The organism is Paraburkholderia sp., from assembly GCF_047605525.1.
Lineage (GTDB): Bacteria > Pseudomonadota > Gammaproteobacteria > Burkholderiales > Burkholderiaceae > Paraburkholderia.
The window spans coordinates 73,734-94,378 of record NZ_JASGFN010000004.1 but is presented as its reverse complement, the minus strand read 5'-3'; the positions used below and the strand labels follow the sequence as shown (position 1 = coordinate 94,378).

Annotated in this window: 15 protein-coding genes; 5 read left to right on the top strand and 10 right to left on the bottom strand. The window is 62.7% G+C overall.

Annotated elements, in window-relative coordinates; translation table 11 throughout:
* Window positions 1-4,014: a type VI secretion system Vgr family protein gene (locus QM685_RS07045; RefSeq protein WP_415114153.1), complete on the top strand. Its 4,014-nt coding sequence runs from the start codon at window positions 1-3 to the stop codon at window positions 4,012-4,014.
* 49 nt (window positions 4,015-4,063) lie between these two features.
* On the top strand, window positions 4,064-4,648 hold the full coding sequence (locus QM685_RS07040; protein WP_415114151.1) for a hypothetical protein: 585 nt from the start codon (window positions 4,064-4,066) through the stop codon (window positions 4,646-4,648).
* A gap of 53 nt (window positions 4,649-4,701) precedes the next feature.
* Here QM685_RS07040 and QM685_RS07035 read toward each other — a convergent pair whose 3' ends face one another.
* The 7 genes from QM685_RS07035 to QM685_RS07005 all read right to left on the bottom strand — a co-directional run bounded on the left by QM685_RS07035 (window position 4,702) and on the right by QM685_RS07005 (window position 15,075).
* Entirely contained in the window at window positions 4,702-5,613 is a 912-nt protein-coding gene (locus QM685_RS07035; protein ID WP_415114149.1) for a bestrophin family protein, read from the bottom strand.
* 27 nt (window positions 5,614-5,640) lie between these two features.
* Complete coding sequence (cydB, locus tag QM685_RS07030) at window positions 5,641-6,648, bottom strand: cytochrome d ubiquinol oxidase subunit II (RefSeq protein WP_415114147.1); 1,008 nt, start codon at window positions 6,646-6,648, stop codon at window positions 5,641-5,643.
* A 4-nt stretch (window positions 6,649-6,652) separates the two neighbouring features.
* Window positions 6,653-8,041, bottom strand: a complete 1,389-nt coding sequence (locus tag QM685_RS07025; RefSeq protein ID WP_415114144.1) for a cytochrome ubiquinol oxidase subunit I — start codon at window positions 8,039-8,041, stop codon at window positions 6,653-6,655.
* A gap of 96 nt (window positions 8,042-8,137) precedes the next feature.
* Window positions 8,138-10,411 (bottom strand): FdhF/YdeP family oxidoreductase, encoded by a 2,274-nt coding sequence (locus tag QM685_RS07020; RefSeq protein ID WP_415114142.1) that lies wholly within the window; start codon window positions 10,409-10,411, stop codon window positions 8,138-8,140.
* Window positions 10,412-10,681: 270 nt separating this feature from the next.
* On the bottom strand, window positions 10,682-13,510 hold the full coding sequence (locus QM685_RS07015; RefSeq protein WP_415114140.1) for an AAA family ATPase: 2,829 nt from the start codon (window positions 13,508-13,510) through the stop codon (window positions 10,682-10,684).
* 13 nt (window positions 13,511-13,523) lie between these two features.
* Entirely contained in the window at window positions 13,524-14,552 is a 1,029-nt protein-coding gene (locus QM685_RS07010) for a Dyp-type peroxidase (RefSeq protein ID WP_415114138.1), read from the bottom strand.
* A 367-nt stretch (window positions 14,553-14,919) separates the two neighbouring features.
* The gene (locus QM685_RS07005) at window positions 14,920-15,075 is read right to left on the bottom strand and encodes a hypothetical protein (RefSeq protein ID WP_415114136.1); all 156 of its coding nucleotides are present in this window, start codon (window positions 15,073-15,075) and stop codon (window positions 14,920-14,922) included.
* Window positions 15,076-15,157: 82 nt separating this feature from the next.
* Between QM685_RS07005 and QM685_RS07000 the strand changes: the two genes are divergently transcribed.
* Window positions 15,158-15,508: a DUF6566 family protein gene (locus QM685_RS07000; RefSeq protein ID WP_415114134.1), complete on the top strand. Its 351-nt coding sequence runs from the start codon at window positions 15,158-15,160 to the stop codon at window positions 15,506-15,508.
* Between the two features lie 32 nt (window positions 15,509-15,540).
* On the opposite strand, the gene QM685_RS06995 is transcribed toward QM685_RS07000, so the two are convergent.
* From QM685_RS06995 to QM685_RS06985, 3 genes are all read right to left on the bottom strand, one after another.
* Entirely contained in the window at window positions 15,541-15,789 is a 249-nt protein-coding gene (locus QM685_RS06995) for a hypothetical protein (protein ID WP_415114132.1), read from the bottom strand.
* 49 nt (window positions 15,790-15,838) lie between these two features.
* The gene (locus QM685_RS06990; RefSeq protein WP_415114130.1) at window positions 15,839-16,294 is read right to left on the bottom strand and encodes a DUF1269 domain-containing protein; all 456 of its coding nucleotides are present in this window, start codon (window positions 16,292-16,294) and stop codon (window positions 15,839-15,841) included.
* A gap of 91 nt (window positions 16,295-16,385) precedes the next feature.
* On the bottom strand, window positions 16,386-17,309 hold the full coding sequence (locus tag QM685_RS06985; protein ID WP_415114707.1) for a LysR family transcriptional regulator: 924 nt from the start codon (window positions 17,307-17,309) through the stop codon (window positions 16,386-16,388).
* A 273-nt stretch (window positions 17,310-17,582) separates the two neighbouring features.
* On the opposite strand from QM685_RS06985, the gene QM685_RS06980 reads away from it, so the two are divergent.
* Both QM685_RS06980 and QM685_RS06975 read left to right on the top strand, forming a co-directional pair.
* A complete protein-coding gene (locus QM685_RS06980) occupies window positions 17,583-19,016 on the top strand; it encodes a PLP-dependent aminotransferase family protein (protein ID WP_415114128.1) in 1,434 nt (477 codons plus the stop codon).
* Between the two features lie 367 nt (window positions 19,017-19,383).
* Window positions 19,384-20,640: an efflux RND transporter periplasmic adaptor subunit gene (locus tag QM685_RS06975; protein WP_415114126.1), complete on the top strand. Its 1,257-nt coding sequence runs from the start codon at window positions 19,384-19,386 to the stop codon at window positions 20,638-20,640.
* Window positions 20,641-20,645: the final 5 nt, after the last annotated feature.

The following is a 20,645-nucleotide window of genomic DNA, read 5'->3' as shown; positions in this document are numbered from 1 at the left end:
ATGACATGGGATATCCAGACGCGCAGCATCGGGTTCACCTGCCCCGCGCTTCCCGAAATGGTCAGTCGCAGCCCCGGCGGCGAGGAATTCCGCGAACCGATGCTGGCCACACGCCGTATCAAGGGATGTGAAGCGGTGGGTGAGCTGTTCGAATACCTGGTTGTGGCGGAGAGCCAGCCCGATTTCCTGCAAAACCCGGTCGACGCCGCGCAGATCGATCTGGAGGCGATCGTCGGCACCCACGGCACCGTTGCGATCGAGCTGACCGGTATCGGCACGTTCAGACCCGGCCAGCACGGGAATACCGGGCGCGCAAATATCGGCGCCGATACGCGCTACATCAGCGGCGAGATCGCGTCGGCACGAATCCGGTGCGTGGAAGATCGCGCGGTGGTCTATGAATTCGTGCTGCGCCCGTTCGTCTGGCGCGCGACGCAGAACTGCGATTCCCGCATTTTCAGCGGTTCGGTGACGGACGTGCTGCGGGAAGTTCTCGCGAAGTATGCAGGCATGGTCGAATGGCGCATACGCGGCCCGGCAGGGGGAAAGGGTTACTATCCGCCGCGCGCCATGGTCCGGCAGGCGTGGGAGTCCGACTGGACGTTCGCGCTTCGTCTGATGGAGGAATGGGGCCTGGTATTCTGGTTCGAGCACCGGCAGGATTTTCACAGCCTCGTGATTTCCGATTCGCCCGGCGGCTTCCAGCCGCACGGCATCGCCTATGAAACGCTGCGCTATCACACGGGTAGCCGGATCGACGAGGAACACATCAGCGAACTGGCCGTGACGTACACCGTCACAGCGGGCCAGGCCACGGTCAACGACCACAACTACATGCAGCCTCGCCTAGGCCAGGGCAGGGAGCCGAACCGGGAGGAGTATGAGGACGCGAGCGGCACCGCCAGCCGCGAAATCGAGATCTATGCGGCCGCCGGGTTCGCGCAGCCCGAAGCGCACCGCGCGCCCGAACCGCATGACATGCGCGAGGAGGGCCGGCATCTGGCGCGGGTGAAGTTGCAGGCGGCACGCTGCGGGGGGCGCCGCGCGAACGGCAAGGGCTGTCTGCGTGGACTCCAGCCAGGCCGCACCTTCACGCTGGTGGACTATCCGCAGGCGAGCGCGAATCGCGAATATACAGTGCTGGCCTGCGAGCTGGACATCACCGAAGCCGGTACGTCAACGGGTACACGGCGTACGTACACGGTCAGTGCGGAATTCGAGCTGCACCCGGTGAACGAGCCTTACCGGATGCCGCAGGCGACGCCGAAGCCGCGCGTCGAGGGCTACGAGTATGCGGTCATCGTGGCGCCGCAGGACCATGAAATGTGGATTGACTACCGCAACTGCCTGTTCATCCAGTTTGACTGGGACCGTCGGGCCCGGTTTGATGGCGCCACGTCGATCTGGGTACGGGCGGTGACGCAATGGCAGGGGAGCGAACTGGGCGTCGTCACGCCGGGGCGGGCGGGGCAGATGGTGGTCGTTTCCCACGTTCATGGCGATCCCGACCGGCCGGTTATCTCGGGATTCGTCGTGGACCGGTTCAACACACCGCCCTGGGAACTGCCGGCAAACGCGGCGCTGAGCGGCATGCGCAGCAGGAGCCTCGAGCACGGCGTGGAGTCGAATCATCTGGCGCTGGACGATACGCCTGGCAGGCAGCAGGCGCAACTGGCGAGCGATCATGCGAAATCAGGCCTGAGCCTGGGCTTTATCACGCGGATCGACGGCAACAAGGGGCGGCAGGATGCGCGGGGTGAGGGCTTCGAACTGCGTACCGATCGTTGGGGCGTGCTGCGCGCTGCAAGAGGACTGCTGGCGACGACGTTCGCACGGTCCAATGCGGCGGGCAAGGCAAAGGACATGTCCGAGACGCATGCGCACCTGACTGAGGCGCGTGGCATTCACGAGCACATGGCGCAACTGGCACGGCGCCACGGTGCGCAGGACGCGACGGATAACCAGGGCAACGTAGCGAAGGCCATCAGGGATACCAATGCGGCTCTGCGTGGCAACGCTGCGCCCCGTTCCGACGATTTTCCCGAACTTGAAAATCCCGATATCGCGATCTCGAGCGCGGCCAACGTTCATATGGGCGCGACGGCCAGCACGCACATTGCGAGCCGCGAACACACGGCATTAACCACGGGCGGGAACGTCGCGATTGCGGCGCTGAAGTCTCTTTATGCTTCGGTTGGCGAGCGGATAGCGCTGTTCGCGTCGAAGGCGATTACGGTCCTGACGCCGGGGCGCGTGCGTGTCGAGTCGCAAACTGATGATGTCGAGCTGATTGCGCGGAAGGTCATCAGCATCCTGAGCGAGCAGGATGAAATCAGGCTGACGGCGAAGCGCATTGTCATGAACGGCGGCGGCACGCAGTTGACGCTTGGCTCCAATGGAATTCTCGGGCACACCGCCGGTGCGTTTCTCGTTCACGCAACGTCGCACGCAACGGAGAGGCCACTGGATGTTCCGGTAAAGGCGCCTATGACAGATATCAGCGCCGCAAAAATCGCCGAGCCGTTTGCGCTGGTGGACAACGTGACCGGCCTGCGCATCGCGAACCAGCCGTACCGGATCACGCTGGAGGATGGCCAAATCATCAAGGGCATGACCAATGACGCAGGCGAAACAGCGCTGGTGCTGACCGACACGCCGCAGTTTGCGACCGTCGAGGTCTATCACAACGACGGGACCGACAACCCGATAGGCATCTTCAATTCGTTGCTCACGCAGCATGCCGATGTGGCCAAGTCATCGGACAATACGTCGATGCCGCCGTCGCATGTTTCTGAAAAGCGATCGGTGCAAAGGGTTGGCTCACGTGATCTGAAGGTGAACGATGATTCGCCGTCATCATCGGGACATGGCCTGAACTACGCACTGTGCCAGCCGTATAACTGGGGAATGCGTTACAGCACGCGTAACAGCAAGAACCCCAGGCAGCTTGAATTTCCGGTGGCGAAGCAGTTTGCACTTGATCTTTACAGCGTGCTGGTCGAGAAAATACAGTGGGGTTCCAACTACTACGGGAATGAGAAAGATAAATCGAAGAACCCGGAATGGGTGTTTAGTGCGTTTCCACTTGGCGAGACAAACTGTAACAAGCTTGCTCTTTTAATTGCACCAGTCATACAAACTGCACTGACGACGCCACAATCAGGGGCATTTGCGCTTCCAGTTCCGGCAGTACCGACTGTAGTTGTGACGGATGCTCCATTGGTTGATGGAGCCAAAGGAACATTTAGCGAAAACACATGGACGCTTACCATTGCGACTACTGCGCTGGTGGACCTGTTCAAGCCGTATGACGGCAGCCGGGGTACCCGGTTGGTTCATGTCAGGAAGCAATTGCAGGATTTGACCGACACGATTTTTCATGAAACACGACATTGCCAGCAGTATTTTTGGGTATTCGCAATGATGCAGCAGCAGGTGAGGAATTTTCCTGATACACCGAATATTGCCAGATTCCCTGCTGTCGATACTGGTGTACAAAGCGATGCAGGCGAGGGCAGGTTGCTTGCACAAAAAGTCGTTGAATTGACCGCAAGTCATGCCATTCCCGCAGATACGGCTGCACTGACAGGTATCAAGCAGATGGCAGTCGCCATCTACGTAGAAGTTCTGGCGTACTGGAGATTGCAGGCCAAACAGGCGGAAGAAAACAGCAAATCACCTTTTTTCCCGTCCTTCGCGCCCGATAGAGCATCGCTGGAAAATGAATACGAGCGGGCCTACCGGCAGGCGCAAATCTTTTTAACCAATGCGGGAGCGGGAGGAACACCGGTTGATGTCGACAAGATGGTTGATCAAAGCCAGAACGGAGGGGCAGGCTATCTGTCGCGCCCGTGGGAAAATGATGCGATGTTTTGCGGAAATATCGAAGGCGATTACTGGCTCGTTGGTCATCCGGTTGATGTGGATTCTGATAGTCAATGCAGCCGTCTGTATGCCTACACCTACAATGTCGGCGAGTTTTCCGGCGGCTCGACCACTGTCGGGAGCAAGTGACACGGCACAGACGTCAAAGCCGTATCCGTCATGGCCCGCGCAGCGAGACATGACTCCGGAACAACGCGATGAACTTTTTCAGGTATCCGCAGTTGGCCTGCAATGGATAGCGGGAAAAATCACCATTGAGGATGCGCAAAAGATGCTCGGAAAAATGGATGATATGAACGTGGGCGGCACGCATTCATATTTTCTAGACGGCCATGGATTTGCAGCGGTGTTTAGCCGGAAAGAGCAACTGGAACAGGCCAGGGATGGCATCGCAAGCGAATTCCACCTGGGTGTCGAGGCATGGCTTACGTCGACAATTCCGCGTGATATGTTCGATTCCCGTTTGGATCTGCAGCGCGTGGTGCCAGGGGAACTGATTGATGGCGTGCGCAGGGAAGGTGGTCACTATTTCAATCCACATAATATTTCCCCGCGTGGTGATCCAGACATGGTCACGTTGCTATATCGATATCAAATGCCGAATGACTCTCTGTTTGACGTGACCGCCAGAATCGACTACATGGGACAAGGGACTGATGAGAGTCTGGATGATACGCAGAATTTCCGTCGCCTCACGTTCTATCGTGACTATCTTTCCGCGGATAAACAACGACAACGCGACGAGGCGAGACAGTACAAATAGAAAATTTCCTTATCTCCACCACACTTCGGTCAAAAGCTTCCCTGTACGGTCGCTCAAGTGAGCTGATAAGCACGCACCGGCGCGACCGGCGCCGGGATCGGGCACCCGCACAGTTCGAGAATGGAGCGCTCGATATTGCGCGACATCGCGTCGAGCGCGAGCGCGTTGGGGGTGGTGCTGAACGGGTCGGCCACTTCGCTTGCGATGGCTTCGAGCGCGATCAGCGTATAGGAGATGAACACGCAGAGCAGCGGCGTGAAGAATTCGGTCGAATCGACGAGACCGAACGGCAACAGCACGCAGTACGCGTAGACGGTACGGTGCAGCAGCACGTTGTAGGCGAACGGAATGGGCGTGGAGGCGATACGTTCGCAGCCGCCCACGACCTTGCCCAGCTCGTTGATCTGCGCATCGAGTATCCATAGCTTCGTGTCCGAAGTATGGGCGCGATGACGAGGGCTCGCCACGTCGCGGCGGATTTCGTTGAGGATCGCGATGGGCTTGTAGCATTGATCGCGCAACATGCCGGTCTCCTCGCATCCGAGCAGGCGCAGCAGGTCCTCGGTAGGGTCTGTGCCGCGCAACTCGTGCTTGAGGGCATAGACGAAGCCGATGAGCTGCCGGGCGACGCGCAGGGTGTCGGCGCGCTCGGGCACGTAGCAGAGCATCTGTGACGTGAGCGCGCGCGACGCGATCAACAGATTGCCCCACAGATGGCGCGCCTCGTTGAAGCGCTCGTAGCTGGCGTTGTTGCGAAACGCGAGGAAGATCGCGAGCGCCACGCCGAACAGCGTGAACGGCGCCGTATTGAGCGGAATCTTTTCTCCCAGCACGCGGCCGTGCGTGAAAACGGCGAGAGTGCTGACGATCGCCATGAAAGTCAGTTGCGGAATGATCGACGGCAGCACGGAGCCGTTCCAGACGAACAGCAGGCGGAACCAGTTTTCCCTGGGCCTCACAATCATGATGCGCTCTTGTCGTTTATCGAATCATCAGTGATAGCCCGCGTCCCCTTCGCGAACCTTGCCGCGGAATACCCGATACTGCATCGCGTTGTAGACGAGAATCACCGGCAGCACGATCACGGTGCCGACCAGCGCGAAGAGCTGGCTCGAGTGGCTCGAAGAAGCCTCCCAGATCGTCAGCGAGGGCGGAACGATGTTCGGCCAGATGCTGATCACGAGCCCGGTGAAGCCGAGGAAGCAGATCGCGAGCGTGAGGAGGAACGGCGACGCATCGTGCCCGAGCCGGACCGTGCGAAAGATGCCCCACACGCAGGCGACCACGAGCACCGGCACCGGCAGGAACCAGACCAGATTGCCGCTCGCGAACCAGCGCGCCTCGACGGCCGGCAAGCCGAGCACGGTCCACAGACTCACGAAGACGATGGCCGCGAGCAGCACGGCCGCGAGCGGACACATCAGTTGCCGCATCTTGCGTTGCAATTCGCCTTCGGTTTTGAGGATGAGCCAGCCACAGCCGAGCGTCGCGTAGGTGACGAGCACACCGAAGCCGCAGAACACGCTGAATGGCGAGAACCAGTCGAACGGGTCGCCCGCGAAGCGGTCGTCCACGATCCGGATGCCTTGCAGCAGCGAGCCGAGCACGATGCCCTGGCACATGGCCGCGAGCGCCGAGCCGCCGATGAACGCGAGCTCCCACGCGTGCTGCGTGCGGGTGGCTTTCGCGCGCAGCTCGAACGCCGCGCCGCGAAAGATGAGGCCGACGACCATCAGGATGAGCGGCATGTAGTTGGCCGGCAGCAGCGTCGAGTACACCACCGGAAACGCGCCGTAGAGTCCCGCGCCGCCGAGCACGAGAAACGTTTCGTTGCCGTCCCACACCGGCGCGACGGTGTTGAGCATGACCTCGCGATCGGCCTTGCCTTCGAAGAACGGAAACAGCAGGCCGATGCCGAGATCGAAGCCGTCGAGCATCACGTAGAGAAAAACGCCGAGGCCGATGATGGCGGCCCAGACGACGGGGAGATCGAGGTACATGGCGTCAGTCTCCTGTCACGGCGTCGAGCGCGCGGTTGTGCAATCCCGGGTACTTGAGCGACTCGCTGCTTTCGATACCTTGCGCCGGGCCCTTCTTCATCATCTTCAGCATGTAATAGACGCCGGCGCCGAACACGAGAAAGTACACGATGACGAAGACGAGCAGGGACACGCCTGCCTGTTGCGCGCCGATGGGCGACATCGAATCCGCGGTGCGCAGGACGCCATAGACGGTCCACGGCTGGCGGCCGACCTCGGTCGTGATCCAGCCCGCGAGAAGCGCCACGATGCCGGACGGTCCCATGCAGAACACGAACCACTGATACCAGCGCGTTTCGTAGAGGCGTCCGCGCAGCCGCAGCCACAAACCCAGCAACGCGGTCAACAGCATCAGCATGCCGAGACCGGCCATGAGCCGGAACGTCCAGAACACGATGGGCGAGTAGGGGCGATCCTGCGGCGCAAACTCCTTGAGCCCGCGAATCTCGCCGTTCCAGCTATGCGTCAGGATCAGGCTGCCCAGATGCGGAATCCGGATCGCGTAACGCGTGACTTCCGCGTTCATGTCCGGCAGGCCGACCAGGTTGAGCGCCGTGCCGCCATGCTCCGTTTCCCAGAGCCCCTCGATGGCGGCGATCTTGGCGGGCTGGTATTCGCGGGTGTTCAGGCCGTGCGCGTCGCCCACGACGATCTGCACGGACGCGAGCACGAGCAGTATGCCGAGCGCCATCGAAAAGCTGCGCTTGACCGGCACGTCGCGCCGGCCGAGCAGCAGATGCCACGCGCCGCACGCCGCCACGATGAACGCGGCGACGATGAACGCGGCAATCGTCATGTGCGCGAGCCTGAACGGAAACGACGGGTTGAAGATCACCTTGAACCAGTCCACCGGCACGATGCGGCCGTTCTCGATCGCGTAGCCCTGGGGCGTCTGCATGAAGCTGTTCGACGAAAGAATCCAGAACGTCGAGATCAGCGTGCCGATCGCGACCATGACCGTGGCGAAGAAATGCGCGCGCGGACTCACGCGGTTCCAGCCGAACAGCATCACGCCGAGAAAGCCTGCTTCGAGGAAGAACGCGGTCAGCACCTCATAGGTCAGCAACGGCCCCGTGATGTTGCCCGCGATCGTCGAAAAGCCGCTCCAGTTCGTGCCGAACTGGTAGGCCATCACGACGCCCGAGACCACGCCCATGCCGAAGCCGACCGCGAAGATCTTCGACCAGAAGCGGTACATGTCCTTGTAGGCCGCGTCGCCCGTCAGCAGCAGGCGCCATTCGAGCACGGCGAGAAAGCTCGCCATGCCGATGCTGATGGCCGGAAAGACGATGTGAAAGGAAACCGTGAACGCAAACTGCAACCTGGCGAGATGAAATGCATCGAAGATTTGCATGATGGGTCGGAGTTCCAGGTAACGCCTGCGTGAGCCCGAGCCGCGGCACCGCGCGGCCGAAGGGCAATGAGGCCGCCAGGATCGCCGGCGGGCTGACTAACCCGCCGCGTGCACGACGCGCACGGGCACCGACTTGTACGAAGGCGTGCCGCTCTCCTTGTCGATGTAGTCGAGCGGAACCAGCACGTTCGCTTCCGGATAATACGCCGCCACCGATCCCTTCGCGATGCTGTAGACGATCGCCGTGATGCCTTTCAGGCGCAGCGTCCGTCCGGGCGTGAGCGTTTCGATATCGACCACGTCGCCGTGCTCGATGCCTTGGGCGGCCATGTCCGCTTCGTTCATGAACAGCACGTCGCGCCGTCCGAACACGCCGCGATAGCGATCGTCCATTGCGTAGATGGTCGTGTTGTACTGGTCGTGGCTGCGGATCGTGATGAGGCGCAGCACGTTCCCGGCGCCCAGCACGTCCGCGTCTTCCTTCACGCCGCCGTAGACGGAGAACTCGGCCTTGCCCGACGGCGTGTGCCATACGCGCTCGGTGGGCGGCAGGGGCAGACGGAAGCCGCCCGGTATCCTGATGCGCGCATTGAAGTCCTCGAAGCCGGGAATGACGCGCGCGATGAGATCGCGGATCCTGTCGTAGTCCGCGATCAGCTCCATCCACGGCACCTTGCTATGCGGTAGCGTCGCGCGTGCGATGCCGGCGACGATCGCCGGCTCCGAGCGCAGGTGTTCCGAGGCGGGCGTGAGCTTGCCGGCGGACGCGTGAACCATCGACATCGAGTCCTCCACCGTGATCGACTGCCGGCCGCCCGCCTGCATGTCGAGCTCGGTGCGGCCGAGGCACGGAAAGAGATAGGTTTCCTTCGAAACGAGCAGATGCGTGCGGTTGAGCTTGGTGCCGATGTGCACGCCGAGATCGAGTCCGGCCATGGCCGGGAAGGACTGCCCGGAGTCGGGCAGCGCCACCGCGAAATTGCCGCCGAGGCAGATCAGCGCCTTCGCGTCGCCCGCGATCATGGCCTGCATTGCCTGGACGGCGTCGTGACCGTGCGCGGCCGGCGGAGTGAAGCCGCAGGCGTCTTCGATCAGCTTGAGAAACGCCGCGGAGGGCTTCTCGGTGATACCGACCGTGCGATTGCCTTGCACGTTGGAGTGTCCGCGCAGCGGGCAGATGCCGGCGCCCGGCTTGCCGAAGTTGCCGCGCAGGAGCAGCAGGTCGGCGATCAGGCGGACATTGGCGGTGCCCTTGTTGTGCTGCGTAATCCCCATGCCGTAGGTGACGATCGTCGCATTCGACTTCGCATAGGCGACGGCGACGTGCTCGAGGTCGGCGCGCGTGAGGCCGCTGGCCTTTTCTATGTCGTCCCACGACGTCGCATCGAGGTCGGCCGCGAACGCATCGAAGCCCTGCGTGTGCGCGGCGATGAATGCCTTGTCGAGGACGGTGCCCGCTTCGGCCTCCATCGCGAGGAGCGCCTTCATGACGCCCTTGAGTGCGGCCGCGTCGCCACCGGCATCGAGCTGGAAATACGTCGAGGCGATGCGGGTCGAACCGAAGGTCGCCATCTCGAGCACGCTCTGCGGATCGGCGAAGCGTTCGAGCGCGCGTTCACGCAACGGATTGAAGACGATGATCGGGACGTTGCGCCGCGACGCCTCGTGCAGCGTGCCCATCATGCGCGGATGATTGGTGCCGGGGTTGTGGCCGATGGAGATGATGAGCTCCGCCGAATCGAAATCCTCGAGCGAAACCGTGCCTTTACCGATGCCGATCGACTGCGGCAGCCCGACGCTCGTCGGCTCGTGGCACATGTTCGAGCAATCGGGGAAATTGTTCGTGCCGTATTCGCGGGCGAACAGTTGATACAGGAAGGCCGCTTCATTGGACGCGCGCCCCGATGTATAGAACTCGACCTGATCCGGCGAAAGCGAGCGCAGAATTTCCCCGATGCGCGCGAACGCATCTTCCCAGTCGACCGCGCGGAACGTATCGGTCGCGCGGTCGTAGACGAGCGGATGCGTGAGCCGTCCCATGTCTTCGAGCTCGTAATCCGTTTTCTGCAAAAGCGCCGTGACCGTATTGGCCGCGAAGAATTCGGGCGGCACGCGTTTGGTCGTCGCTTCCCACGTCACGGCCTTGGCGCCGTTCTCGCAGAACTGGAACGTCGAGCGGTGCTCCTTGTCGGGCCATGCGCATCCGGGACAATCGAACCCGTCGGGCTGATTCGTGCGCATCAGCATGATGGGCGCCTCGATGCTCTCCATTTGCTGGTGAATCGCCTGGGCGGTGGCCCGAAGCGCACCCCATCCGCCGGCGGGCCCGTCATAGGGGCGCACGCCCGGTACTTCGCGTTGCTTGGTCATAGGAAACTCCAGGCGGTGCCGTTAGAAATCGTCGGGATCGTGGCGATGCGGGACGCGGTGCCGGATAGAAGCGAGAATGCCCCTCGCGTGATGATGCGATTTATTTTAGGGAATCCCGATGGCTAAACAAGATGGGTTAATGCGATTCTAATAATCGGTAAATTCGTTGTATTTTCCCGGATATATCGAATGAAAAGCCAATGCGTCGACGCGGCGTCCGTCTTTAAAAATACTTCTGGCAATAACGGCTGCCGCGTTGCTCCAGTCTGATTATTTGGCGTTCGCTTCCGGTTTGTGTTCGCCGCGTTTCTTGCGCCCCTTTCCCGTCGTCGGTGCCCCGGCAGCCGCGGGCTCGCCGGCGTCCGCCGCCGCTCCGGCACCGTTGGCGGCCTTATCCTGGCGAGGCGTGGAAGCGGACGATGTTTTGTTGACCCGGACCTCGCCGCTTTCCTTGTCGTAGTCGATTTCCGCGCTGTCGCCGGGCTTCAGCGCATCGCCGAGTATTTCCTTCGCGAGACGCGTTTCCACGCCCTGGCGAATCTGTCGTTTCAGCTCGCGCGCGCCGAATTCGGGCTGATAGCCGACTTCGACCAGATGATCGAGAAGGGACTCGCCCATCTTCAGCGTAATGTCCTGCGCGGCGGCCGTGCGCGTCACGCGGTCGAGCTGGATTTGCACGATCGAGCGAATGTTCTCCTTCGAAAGCGCGTGGAAGACGATGACCTCGTCGATGCGGTTCAGGAACTCGGGGCGGAAGTGGCCCTTGAGCACCTTCATGAGTTCCTCGCGTAGGTCCTTTTCGCTCTTGCGTTGCGCCTCGGGCTGCTCGAGGTTGTCCATGATGATCGCGGAGCCGAGGTTGCTCGTCGCGATGATGATCGTGTTGCTGAAATCGACCACGCGGCCCTTGCCGTCGGTGAGACGTCCATCGTCGAATACCTGCAGCAGCACGTTGTAGACGTCCGGATGCGCTTTCTCGATCTCGTCGAGCAGGATCACGCTGTACGGGCGCCGCCGCACGCGTTCGGTCAACTGGCCGCCCTCGTCGTAGCCCACGTATCCGGGCGGCGCGCCGATGAGGCGCGCTACCGCGTGACGCTCCATATACTCGCTCATGTCGATGCGGATGATGGCCTGCTCGTCGCCGAACACGCTTTCCGCCAGCGCTTTCGCGAGTTCGGTCTTGCCGACGCCCGTGGGTCCGAGGAACAGGAACGTCGCAATCGGCCGGTGCTCCTGGCCGAGGCCCGCGCGCGAGAGCCGCACGGCGTCGCTCACCGCGACCACCGCATCGTTCTGGCCCACCACCCGCTCGCGCAGCTTGTTCTCCATCTCCAATAGCTTCTGACGCTCTTCCTGCGTGAGTTCGGTGACGGGAATGCCGGTGAGCCGCGACACCACTTCCGCCACCGACGCGACCGTCACTTCGAGTGTTTCGGAGCCCGTCTTGCGCTGCCACGCTTCCATCTGCTCGTCCAGCAGCTTCTGCTTTCCGGTGATGCGCTCTTCGAAGTCCTTGGCCTCGTCGAAGCGCTTGCGCGACGACGCATAGTCCTGCTCGCGCTTCAACTGCGTGATTTCAGCTTCGAGCTCCTGGATATCGGCGGGCCGCGAGGTCGCGCCGATACGCACGCGCGCCGCGGCCTGGTCGATCAGATCGATGGCCTTGTCCGGCAGGAAGCGCTGCGTGATATAGCGGTCCGCCAGCTCGGCGGCGGCCACGAACGCATCGTCGGAGAACGTGACCTGGTGATGAGCTTCGAGCTTGTCGCGCAAGCCGCGCAGGATCACGATGGTTTGCTCGACGCTCGGCTCCGGCACGAACACGGGTTGAAAACGCCGCTCCAGCGCCGCATCCTTCTCGATGTACTTCTGGTACTCGTTGAGCGTCGTCGCGCCGATCAGGCTCAATTCGCCGCGCGCAAGCGCCGGCTTGAGCACGTTGGCGATATCGAGGCCGCCTTCGCCGCCGCCCTGGCCCGCGCCGACGATCGTATGCAGCTCGTCGATGAAGAGAATGAGTTCGTCCTGTTTGGCCGTTACCTCATCGATCAATTGCTTCGCGCGTTCCTCGAATTCGCCACGGTATTTCGCGCCCGCGACCATCGAGTTGATATTGATCTCGACGAGCCGCTTGCCGCGCAGCACTTCGGGCACGTCGCCGTTGACGATGCGCTGCGCGAGTCCTTCGACGATCGCGGTCTTGCCGACGCCCGGCTCGCCGATCAGCACCGGATTGTTCTTCTTGCGCCGCGCGAGCACTTCGATCGTGCTCTCGATTTCCTGTGCGCGGCCCAGAACGGGATCGAGCTTGCCTTCGCGCGCGAGCGCGGTGAGGTCGCGCCCGAACTTGTCGAGATTCGGCGTACCGGTAGGTGTTTCGACGCGCCCGTCTTCCGCGCCTTTGCCGACGACCTTCACCACTTTCTGGCGCAGCGCTTCCGGCGTCACGCCGTACTTCTTGAGCAGCGTGCCGGCCAGGCTTTCGGGTACCGCGGCAAGACCGATCAGCAGATGCTCGGGGCCGACGTACGAATGACCGAGATCGCGCGAAGCCTGAAACGCGAACTGAAACGCTTTCTTCAGCCGCGGCGACACGGTCATCTTTTCGACAGACGCGTCGTCGCTCGCAGTGCCTTGCTTGGCATGCTCGTCGATATAGCTGCGGATGTCCTGCGGCGAGAGCTTCAGCTCCTTCAGCAGCGCCGCGCATACGTCGGTATCGGCGAGCACGTACAGCAGATGCTCCGTGTCGAGCTCGTTGCGATGCAACTCGTGCGCTTTTTCCGCGGCGCGCTGGAGAATTTCGAGGGTTTGCCCGCTGAACGCGTCGGTGGCGTCGACGGACTCGCGCGGCACTTCGGCCGCGAGGCCCGCGAACGCGTCGTCGTGATCGCCTTCGCCGCCCATGCCGCCGAAGAAGCGCGACAGGCCGCTTCCGCCCAGCAGCGAATCGAACGGATTGAGCATGCTTTGATGACGCATCAACTGCCGGTAGTGGTAGTCGCAGATCGACAGCGCCTTGCGCTCGCCGTTCTCGGTGACGACGACGCGCGCGACGGCGGGGCGGGCATGGCAGATATCGCAGAGTGTGGACATGATCGGGTTACCTCTAACCGTGGGAAGTTTCGTCCTGCGAGGGTTCGCGTGTGCCCGCCGCGCTCTCCGGACGCGCGCCCGGCGAGCCGGCGGCTTGCGCGCCGGGTTCGACGAGCGCTTCGAGCATATCGGCCGAAGGCACGAAAAAGAGGCCGCCTGTCACGGCGCGGCTGAAATCGAGCAGCCGGTCGTAGTTGCCCGGCGGCCTGCCGATGAACATGTTTCGAAGCATCTGTTCGATCGGCGCGGGGGAGCGTGCGTAGCCGATGAAATAAGTGCCGAATTCCTTGTCGCCGACCCGGCCGAACGGCATGTTGTCGCGCAGAATCTTGATCTCTTCGCCGTCTTCGTCGAGCGTGGTCAGGGAACTGTGCGAGTTCGTGGGCTTGACGTCGGGGGCGAGCTCGATATCGGAGAGCTTTTTGCGGCCGATGATGTTCTCCTGCGTCTCGACCGGCAGCGCATTCCAGCCCTTCATGTCGTGCAGGTATTTCTGCACGATGACGTAGCTGCCGCCCGCGAACGCGGGGTCCTCCTTGCCGATGAGCGTGAACTTCGCGGCATCGCGGCCTTCCGGGTTCTCGGTGCCGTCGACGAAGCCGATGATGTCGCGCATGTCGAAATTGCGAAAGCCGTGGACTTCGTCCGCCACTTCGACGGCGTCCTCCAGCCGCTCGAGCAGTTGCGTCGCGAGCTCGAAGCACAGGTCCATGTGCGACGCGCGAATGTGCAGAAGAATATCGCCGGGCGTCGATACCGCCACGCGCTCGCCAGAACGGATTTCCTCGAACGGATGCAGCCCGGCGGGACGCGGCGCGCCGAAGAGGGTGTCCCACGCCCGCGAGCCGAACCCGCAGACGCAGGCCAGGTATCCCGAGGGCACGCGCTTGCCGACCGAGCGTATCAAGGCGGCGACGTCGCCGCACCATTCGCGCACGGTGGCGGCATGGTCGTCACCGGGTTTGAGCGTCGCCACGATGAAGATGGCGGCGGCGGTGACGGGGGTGATCACGGCTTGCGGCACGGGATCGCGCATAGGCATTGGACGACTCCTGTAGAAACGGCAACGGGAGCGCCTCGCCGAACCCGCGGGCGCCGCCGGGCAACGGACGGCAATGGAACGCACGTGTTCCGCGGTCCCCGAGCGGGCCAACCGGACGTTGCAAGCGGTATCCCGATGCGAATTACAAAAAGGGACACTTTGGTCGTTGAATTCTATGAAGCAATTCCACGGCTGTGAACCTCTGTGCAGCCGATACTAGATATCGGACAGGGTGTGTCACATCGAACGCGAACGAACCTATATCCACTATCGGATCGCGCCGGGCGTTGCGCTCAACCGGTTTGGATGTACGATGGCGCGAACATGAAGGAATGCCGCTACGCCATTGTTGCCCTGTCTCGCATGGCTACTTTCGCATCATCGCCATGACGAGGAAATGAAACGGCAGGACAAGCAGAACTGCGCCGCCGAAACCGACGCACCACAGAATGGCGACCCACTTCAGGTCGTGCAGGAGACGGTGCCGGCGGTTCGCCGGATTGCGTTGCGTGGCTGGCTTCATGGTCAACTCCTCGACTCGGTGACTCGCTTCGGGGCGCAGGTTGCAATTCATCGCGTGGTGATCGAAAGGACAAGGAGCGAGCATGGCAGCGCACGAACGTATCGAGTGCCACGGGTTCGACATCACGGCGCAATCGCGGTGCAACCAGCGTGGCGGATGGATCGCGCACGTGGATATCCATCACAACGGGCGTCTCTTCGCGACCTGCAGCCCCGATACCGTTCAGCCCGAGTGGCTGACCGAGGCGGAGGCGAACCGCGATGGAATCGAGCGGGGCTGCAAGTTCGTCAGCCGCATGATGAGCGATCCGCAGGATCACTCATGGGTGGCCCTGCGTGCCCATGCGGAAAAATGGTTCTTCACGATCGTCGAATCGCGGGAATCCGAACAGATTCTGCGGGATCTGCTCGCGAGCCGGGGGAGCACCGCATAGCGGCGCGTTTTGCGGATGTTTTGCGGATTCCATCAACTGTCGTCGACGTTGTCCGCGTAATGGTCGATCGCGACCTTGCATTCGTCCACGATGACCTGGAGCGCGTCGGGGTTGAGCGATTCGACCCAGCGCTCCGTGTGCAGGAAGCGGTCGGTGCCGAGCCCGGCGATACGCGCGGGATCGGTGGTGGTGACGGTGACCGTCGCGAGTCCGTGATGGTTCGGCAGCGGCGTGAGCGTCGCGACAATCTCGAACCGGCGGTAATGGGTATTGGCTGACACGGCGGCTGACCTCATGTCGAAGGGTTGCGGGATGAGCGGGCCGCGTCGATCACCACGATAGCGGCTGGGTGAAGAGCTTTCCGCCGTAGCCTAGCACGACGTTTTCCACCTCGTATTCGGGCGGCTCCGTCGTTTCGAGAATGAGTGCGACGCTGCCGGGCCGAAGCTCGCCCTCGATCGCGGTTGTCATCTTCCTGTCGAGAACGTGTTCGATCGCATGGCCCGTGAGCGCGGCGCCGGCTCCCGCGGCAGCGCCGGCGACGATGCCGAGGGGGCCGCCGATGATGCCGATCAGGCCGCCCGTCACCGCGCCGATCGCCGTTCCCCAGTACGACTCGGTGTACTGCCTGAGCACGGCGAGCTGGCCGTCGGCATGTTTCTGGACCATTACGCCGCTTTCGATCTTGAAGCCATCCCCATCCTTCACGAAATTGTCGAGATCCCGTGCGCACCGTTGCGCGACGTCCAGATTATCGAAAGTCGCGACGATCAGCTTCTGAGACATTTTGCACTCCTCGTTCGATGAGCTGTACCCATTCAACATAGCAACATAGACAATGGCAATCCACCCGCCAGCGTTAATCGTCCGATATGAACTATCGGTCCATGCCCAGTTCTTCGACGACATAGTTCTTCAGCATATCGACAATCTTGCGCACCCGAGCCGGGACCGGGCGCTGTGGCCGGATCAGCAGATTCAGCGCGAGCGGCGGCACCTCGTAGTCCGGCAGGAGCCGCACGAAGCGCCCTTGCGCGATGGCTTCCCTGCACGCGGGGGCTTCGAGTACGCCGATGCCCAGGCCGGCCCTCACCATTTCGAACATCGGCCGCCAGTGCGTCGTCTTGATGGTCGTCTGGATGGGCACGCCGTCGACGCGGTCGGCCACGGCGGCACCGGGCGCGCGCGGGGCGAGCGGCAGCAGGTCCGCGTCGAACGCACCCTTGACGCGGATGAAGCTGTGGCTTGCGAGGTCCGCCGCTTCGGCAATCGTGCCGTGCCGTTTCAGGTAATCGGGCGACGCGACGAGCAGACGCTCTACCGGGCCGAGGGGAGAGGCGATGTATGCGCCGTCGCCGAGCGGCCCGAGACGGAACGAGATGTCGACGCCCTCGGTCACGAGGTCGGCAACCTTGTCGTTCAGCACCAGTTCGATGTCGAGCTGCGGATAGCTCTCCCGTATGCGACGTACGCCCTCGGGCAGGATGGTTTCGCCGAAGCAGTGCGGCGCGGCAATGCGAATCGTGCCCCTGACCACCTGCCCGTCGTTCGACACTTCGGCGACGGCCTGTTCCACCGCGCCGAGCACCGACTTGCTGCGTTCGTGGAAGATGATCCCTTCCGGCGTGCACTTGAATACCCGCGCGTTGCGCAGCAGCAATTGGCAGCCGAGATATTTCTCGAGCCGTTCGATGCGCTCGCTCACTGCGGGCTGGCCGATCTCGAGATCGCGCGCGGCCCCGGATATGCTGCCTCGCTCCACCACTCTTACGTAAATCCGCATCGCCTCCAGCAGATTCACATTGCGCTCCCTGCCGTGGCCGGCCGTATGAGCGTTGCGTGCGTCAGCGGGAAGCGTGGACATATGACCCCTTTCATTCCATGGCTCCAGATTCCGGCGTCGCGAATCGTTGCGGCGACGCGTCATGGGATAAGAGTAAGGGCAGGTCTGCATGTCCGGTATGCACAGATCGGCCCGGCGTCGCGCAGTACAGTTCTGCTACGATCGGCGTCGCGCAAGGACGCCGGACGACGCGCCGAACGACGTGCCTGACAACGCCGGGGAGGGCGTTCGATGAAACTTTACGAAAAACTTGCGGATGAAATCGAAACGTCGATCCGGCAAGGTGTGTACCGTCACGGCGAAAAACTGCCCTCGGTGCGCCAGATGGGCCAGCAGCACCGGCTCAGCGTCGCGACCGTGGTGCGCGCATACATCCTGCTTGAAAGCCGCGGCCTGATCACGAGCCGCCCGCAATCCGGCTACTTCGTGAGCAGCGAGGATCACGGCGCGGATGGCGGCCGCATTCCGGCGCTGCGGCCGTCGCGGCCGCAGCCGGTTTCGCGGCCCGTGGATGTGAGCCGCCTCGTGCTCTCCACGTTGCGCTCCATCGGCGTGGACGACGCCGTGCCGCTCGGCTCGCCGTATCCCGATTCCCGCGCGTTTCCGTTCGACAAGCTCAACCGCTACGCGTACGACGCAGGCCGCGGCCAGGCCGTCTGGAGCGTGACGGACGCGTTGCCGCCCGGCAATGTGAGGCTGATGCGCCAGATTGCCCGCCGCTACCTCGAAAACGGCATGCCGATCGACCCCAACGAGATCGTCATCACGGTGGGCGCGACGGAAGCGATCAATCTGTGCCTGCAGGCGGTGGCGAAGCCCGGCGACACGATTGCGGTGGAGTCGCCGACCTTCTACGCGATGCTTCACGCGATCGAGCGGCTGGGGATGAAAGCGATCGAAGTGGCGACGCATCCGGATTCCGGAATCGATGTCGATGCGCTCGCCGAAGTGATCGCGTCGCATTCCATCGCGGCGTGCATGGTCATGCCGAACTTCCAGAATCCGCTGGGCTTCCTGATGCCCGACGCGAACAAGCGCGCCTTCATGGATCTCGTGACGGCAAACGATATTCCGGTGGTCGAAAATGGCGTCTATAACGAGCTGTATTACGGCGATGCCTATCCGACCACGCTGAAGTCTTTCGATACGAAAGGGCTCGTGCTTCATTGCGGCACGTTCTCGAAGAGCCTGACCGTCGCCTACCGGATCGGGTGGGCGCTGCCGGGACGCTACCGCGACCAGGTCGAGAAACTGAAATTCCTCAACACGCTCACGTCGCCGACGATCCCGCAGATCGCCATCGCCGAGTTTCTGGAACGCGACGGCTACGAGCACCACCTGCGACGCGTGCGCAAGACCTACGCCCAGCAGGCCAACCTGATGAGGACGATGGTCTCGCGGTTCTTCCCGAAGGGCACGCGCATGTCCCGGCCGGCCGGCGGCTACGTGCTGTGGGTCGAGTTGCCGAAGTCCGTGGATTCGCTGCGCCTGTACAAGCTCGCGCTGGAGCAGGGCATCACGATCGGGCCCGGATACATGTTCTCCGTCTTCGAGAAGTCTTACCGGAACTTCATCCGGCTCAATTACAGCAGTCCCTGGACGGACGAAATAGAACAGGCGGTGATCACCGTCGGCAAACTCGCCGCAATGTGCATGCGCGGCTGACGTGGGCTGGGCAGCCATGCGGGTCGCCATTCACCGGCCTGTTACTGGATATTGCAATCTTTCCCCCTGCTTTTCCCTTCCAGTTCGCCCACGACCCCATCCATCCAGTCCCGGCTGGGCTCGCGAACCCTTTCACCCCCCCGACATGTTGCACCGCTGTAACTCAAACCCCGCGCAAGGCAGTTACATTGGCGCCATGCCGGCGCCCCGACACACGGCCCGTTTCCTTACGTCCAGATAACAGCGCATCCCGAGGCTCGCGACTAATGACAACGCGCGCGAACCATGGCACTTTTGCGCAGTCCCGACACAGGACGGCCAGCCGCCCGATCATCATCTACACCAATATCCGCACCCGGAGATCAATATGAGCGAAACCGTGTCCCCGCCGCCGAAGCGTTCCCGACGCGGGCTCATCGTATTCGCGGCGATCGTGCTCGTGCTGATCGCTCTCGTCGTGGTCCATCTGCTGACCCGCAAGAAGCCCGCGCGCGAGAACGCGGCGATCGTCGTCACCGTGACCCGCGCGACCACCGGCTCGATGCCGGTCACGCTGAGCGAACTCGGCACGGTCACGCCGACGGCGACCGTGACCGTGCTGCCGCAACTGAGCGGCTACCTGACCGAAGTCGGCTACCACGAAGGCCAGGAGGTGCAGAAAGGCCAGTTCCTCGCGCAGATCGATCCGCGTCAGTATCAGATCAGCAAGCAGCAGGCGCAGGCGACGCTCGCGAAGGACCGCGCGTCGCTCGCGCAGGCGCGCGCCGATCTCGAGCGTTACACGCAGTTGAACGAGCGCAAGTCGATCGCGCAGCAGACCTTCGCGGACCAGCAGTTTCTCGTGCAGCAGGACGAGGCGGCGGTGAAGTCCGATCTCGCCAACATCGCCCAGTTCGACCTCGACCTCGCCTATTGCCGCATCACCGCACCGATCGCCGGCAAGGTCGGCTTGCGCCTCGTCGATCCGGGCAACTACGTGACGGCGTCGTCGACGACGGGCATCGTCGTCATCACGACGGTCAAGCCGACCACGGTGCAGTTCACGGTGCCGCAGGATTCGCTCGCCTCGATCGTGCAGCGCCTGAACACCGGCGCGAAGCTGCCGGTGACCGCCTGGTCGAGCGACAACGCGCGCGAGATCGCGACCGGCACGCTGTACGCGGTCAGCAACCAGATGGCCACGTCAACCGGCACGGTGACGCTGCGCGCGACGTTCGCCAACGACGACGAAGCGCTGTTTCCGAACGAGTTCGTCAACGTGAAGCTGCTCGTCGACACGCTTCAGAACGCGGTGCTCGTGCCGACCGCCGCGGTGCAGACCGGCGCGCCGGGCGACTTCGTGTATCTCGTGAATGCGGACAACACGGTGTCGGTGCACAAGGTCAAGCTCGGCCCGAGCGACGGCGGCAACACGGTGATCCTGTCGGGTCTCGCGGTGGGCAACGAGGTCGTCACCGACGGCATGGACCGGCTGTCCGACGGCGCGAAGATCCAGCCGACCAGCGCGAAGCCCGCGGCGGCGGCGAGCGGCGCGGCCGGCGTGCCCGCTTCCGGCGCGGCGCCCGGCGCCGCCGCTTCGGGAGCCCGCCCCGCGGCATCATCGACCGACGCTGCTTCGTCGTAACGGAC